This window comes from uncultured Traorella sp. (assembly GCF_944327115.1).
In the GTDB taxonomy this organism is placed as follows: Bacteria; Bacillota_I; Bacilli_A; order Erysipelotrichales; family Erysipelotrichaceae; genus Traorella.
Map to the genome: position 1 here is coordinate 1 of NZ_CALVGS010000022.1, position 4,115 is coordinate 4,115.

A 4,115-nucleotide genomic window follows, 5' to 3' on the forward strand; every position below is an offset into this window, starting at 1 on the left:
ATGATCTAATAGAATGGAAAGAAAGATTTGTCCGGCAATGGAAAGACAGGTGGTCAGTACATTGCCAATATGGGAAATTGCAAGTGAAGTAAAACTGACAAGCAATAATCCACATAAACCGCCGCTATAGATATAAAGCGGCATCGGTCCTAATCGTATTTTTTCTTTTTTAATGACTTTAATATAAAGAATCATCAGGATAGCACCGATCAGATGCACCAGAAAGCTGGTACCATAGATACCGATCACCGTGCTTAACTGTCCATTGAAGCTTTGCATACATGCCAGAAGAACTCCGGAAAGGAATACTAAAAAGTATTTCATCATCATCACCGCTCCTTATTATATAGGGTTTGGGAGAATTTGCAATGAAAAAGGAGCGATTGCTCCTCATTGTTTGAAAATATTTTCTTGTTCAGATAGCTTTTTTCCATAAGATGCCATCATATAAGTTAGAAATGATCCGCCTAAAAGACATCCGCTGATTCTTACGGCTTTGATTGTCTTGCTGGCTGTTTTATTTCTCATGATCTTCTTCTTTGCAATTCTGATTGCTCGTTTCTTTATGTTCATGGTCATCACCCATGTTCATTATACACGCTTTTTTGATTTATTGAATCTGAATCTTATATTTTTTTATCCAATAGTTGATTTGTAAGAGATAGGCGATCGTCTGAGGGGTTGTCATCAATTGTCCATACCATGGTGTGCTGCTTTCCTCTACACAAAGTTTTAATACCTCTTCTTTATTAAAGATTTTCCATAAAGGCTCATCACTTTGACTGATTTTCAATAGTTCCTGGCGCAGGATCTTTAAATATTCGGGATGATGGGTCTTAGGAAAAGGACTTTTTTTACGTTCACTGATTTCAAGTGGCAATAGATCCTTCATTGCTTCTCTTAATAGACCTTTTTCTCTTTGGTTATGGTTTTTATATGCCCATGGTATCGAATAAACATAATTCAGGATTCGAGTATCACAGAAAGGAACACGTGCTTCTAATCCGTTGGCCATGCTCATCCTGTCTTTTCTGTCTAACAAGGTCTGCATGAACCAGTGAATATTAAGGTAGGTCATTTGCTGGATGGCGATATCTTCTTTAGAAGCATTTGGTAGAAACGGTGCCTTTTGAATTGAGGTGTGATAAAGAGAACCCACATAATGGTGATAGTCAATCTGATATTGATTTAAAAGCAGGGATTGACGATATTCAAGATTTTGCGTCCATGGAAAATAAGAGCGGTTTTGATCTTGAAACCAGGGATAACCGCCAAAGATCTCATCGGCACATTCTCCTGACAATACGACATCGACATGCTTTTTCACCTCTTCACAGAAGCATAGAAGAGCTGTATCGACATCGGCCATGCCCGGAAGATCCCTGGCATCGACAGCACGATAGAGCGCATCGATCAAATCAGCACTTTTCAACTTGATCTTGGTATGGTTGGTTTTAAATGTATCAACCATGAGATCAATATAAGGAATATCGCTGGTCGGTTGAAAATGATTGGGAATAAAATAAAGATCATTTTCTTCAAATTCTAATGAGAAGGTTGATAATTGTTTTCCTTCTTTTTTATAGTGATTGGCAGCAACGGCACAGATGATAGAAGAATCCAAGCCACCGGATAAAAATGCACCGATTTTCACATCACTGACAAGCTGGCGTTTAATGGCATCAATGACAAGAGATTTCACTTTTTCGATGGTTTCATCATAACTGTCGGTATGAGGCTGTGCTTTTAATTCATAATAAGGATGTATCTGAAAGGATGAGGATGAGTAAGTGGCATATTCACCGCCTTTGATTTCATAAATGTTTTTAAAGACACCGCTGCCGCTGATCCTTCCCGGGCCCAGATAAGCAATCTGATGGATCGAGTGTTCATCAATGATCGCTCTGACAAGCGGATAAGCCAGCAGTGTCTTGATTTCGCTGGCAAAGAGTAAGATCTGGTCAACGAACGTATAAAATAAGGGTTTTACACCCATCGGATCACGAGCTAAAAATAAAGATTTTTCTTTAGTATCATAAATTGCGAAAGCAAATATGCCATTGATCATCTGAAGACAATTTTCTTTATAATAAATATAAGCATGCAGGATGACTTCGGTGTCACTGGATGTATGAAAAACAATGCCCTTTTCTTCCAGATCATGACGTAATTCTTCAGTGTTGTAGCACTCTCCGTTATAAATGATCGTATATTCATTGATCTGCATCGGCTGCAATCCCTTTTCGACATCTACAATAGCTAAACGGGTATGCATCAGGGCGACATGATCCTCCAGATAAAGTCCGTCACTGGTAGGGCCACGGTGTTTCATGGTCTGAATCATGTCATTAAAAATCACTTGTTGGTTTTCTAGATGATGGTTTTCATCAAGGATACCGGCTATACCACACATAATTTCACTCCTTTTTCAATCAAGTCTATTCAAATTGTGAGTGAATTATGAAAAAATGTGAAAAAAATAGTAAATCAGGTGCTAATTCTTTAAAAAAGTGATATATTATGTAAAGGAAATATGGAGGAGAATATATGTCAAAAAGACCTTTAGTTTTAGTTGTAATGGATGGCGTTGGTTTAAGTGACAACAAGCTTGGAAATGCTGTTGCGAATGCTTATACGCCTAATTTAGATGAACTGATGAATACTTGTCCGCATACGGCCATTAAGGCACACGGATTAGCTGTCGGCTTGCCAAGCGATGGTGATATGGGTAATTCAGAGGTAGGACACAACGCTTTAGGATGCGGTCAGATTTACTCTCAGGGTGCCAAATTGGTTAATGAATCAATTGAATCAAAGGATATCTTTGAAACAGATACATGGAAACAGTTGATCAATAAATGTAAGGATCACGGTAAGATGCATTTTATCGGTTTGCTTTCAGATGGTAATGTGCATTCACATATCAATCATTTAAAAGCTTTGATTGCAAGAGCAAAAGAAGATGGTGTAAAGGAAGTCAGGGTACATGCTCTTTTAGATGGACGTGATGTTCCTGAAACAAGTGCATTGACTTATGTCGATGATATCGAAAACTTCATGAATGGTTTGAATGATGATACGTTCCATGCCTGCATTGCCAGCGGTGGCGGACGTATGAAGATCACGATGGATCGTTATATGGCAAACTGGCCGATGGTAGAAGCCGGATGGAAGACACATGTATTAGGTGAAGGCAGACAGTTTAACAGTGCCAGAGAAGCGATTGAAACGTATCGCAAGGAATTAGGTGTGATCGATCAGGATCTTCCGGCATTTGTCATTGCGAAAGACGGCAAGCCGGTTGGAACGATCGAAGATGGCGACAGTGTCGTATTATATAATTTCAGAGGCGATCGTGCCCAGGAAATTTCCTTGGCCTTTGATGAGGAAAACTTTGATAAGTTTGATCGTGTAAGAAAGCCGGATGTTATGTATGCAGGTATGCTGCAGTATGATGGCGATCTGAAGATTCCGAAGCATTTCCTTGTTTATCCGCCAAAGATCAAATATACGATGAGCGAATTTATGGTAAAGCACGGAATCAGATCTTATGCAATCAGTGAAACACAGAAATATGGTCACGTTACTTATTTCTGGAATGGTAACAACTCTCAGAAATTCTCAGAAGAATTGGAAGACTGGGTAGAAGTTAAGAGCGATGTCGTACCGTTTGAAGAAAGACCATGGATGAAGAGCGCAGAAATTACAGACCAGCTGGTAGAAGCAATTGAATCCGGCAAATATGATTTCTTGCGTACAAACTATCCAAATGGTGACATGGTTGGTCATACAGGTAATTATGAAGCGACTGTGATCGGTGTTGAGAGTGTTGACTTGAATCTGGCTCGTATCAAGAAAGCCGTAGATAAGGTCAATGGTATTCTGATCGTTACAGCTGACCATGGTAATGCAGATGAAATGTATGAAAAGCCAAAGAAGGAAGGAGCTCCTTTAAAAGCAAAGACATCTCATACATTGAACAAAGTTCCATTCATCATTTATGGTGCCGATGTGGAAATCGCTGACGGTGATTTTGGATTAGCGAATGTTGCCAGCACGGTTGCGAAATTGTTAGGTCTTGAACCGGATGAACACTGGTTGCCGGCAATTATTAA

Annotated in this window: 4 protein-coding genes; 1 reads left to right on the forward strand and 3 read right to left on the reverse strand. The window is 39.4% G+C overall.

What is annotated here, in order from left to right; translation table 11 throughout:
* The 3 genes from Q0K35_RS01840 to asnB all read right to left on the reverse strand — a co-directional run.
* Nucleotides 1–327: DMT family transporter (locus Q0K35_RS01840; protein ID WP_294560973.1), on the reverse strand; the 327-nt coding region annotated here is incomplete at its 3' end.
* 63 nt (nt 328–390) lie between these two features.
* A complete protein-coding gene (locus Q0K35_RS01845; protein ID WP_294560974.1) occupies nt 391–573 on the reverse strand; it encodes a hypothetical protein in 183 nt (60 codons plus the stop codon).
* Nucleotides 574–610: 37 nt separating this feature from the next.
* On the reverse strand, nt 611–2,413 hold the full coding sequence (asnB, locus tag Q0K35_RS01850) for an asparagine synthase (glutamine-hydrolyzing) (protein ID WP_294560975.1): 1,803 nt from the start codon (nt 2,411–2,413) through the stop codon (nt 611–613).
* A 134-nt stretch (nt 2,414–2,547) separates the two neighbouring features.
* Between asnB and gpmI the strand changes: the two genes are divergently transcribed.
* Nucleotides 2,548–4,115, forward strand: a 1,568-nt coding sequence (gene gpmI, locus Q0K35_RS01855; RefSeq protein WP_294560976.1) for a 2,3-bisphosphoglycerate-independent phosphoglycerate mutase, incomplete at its 3' end; no start/stop codon positions are given.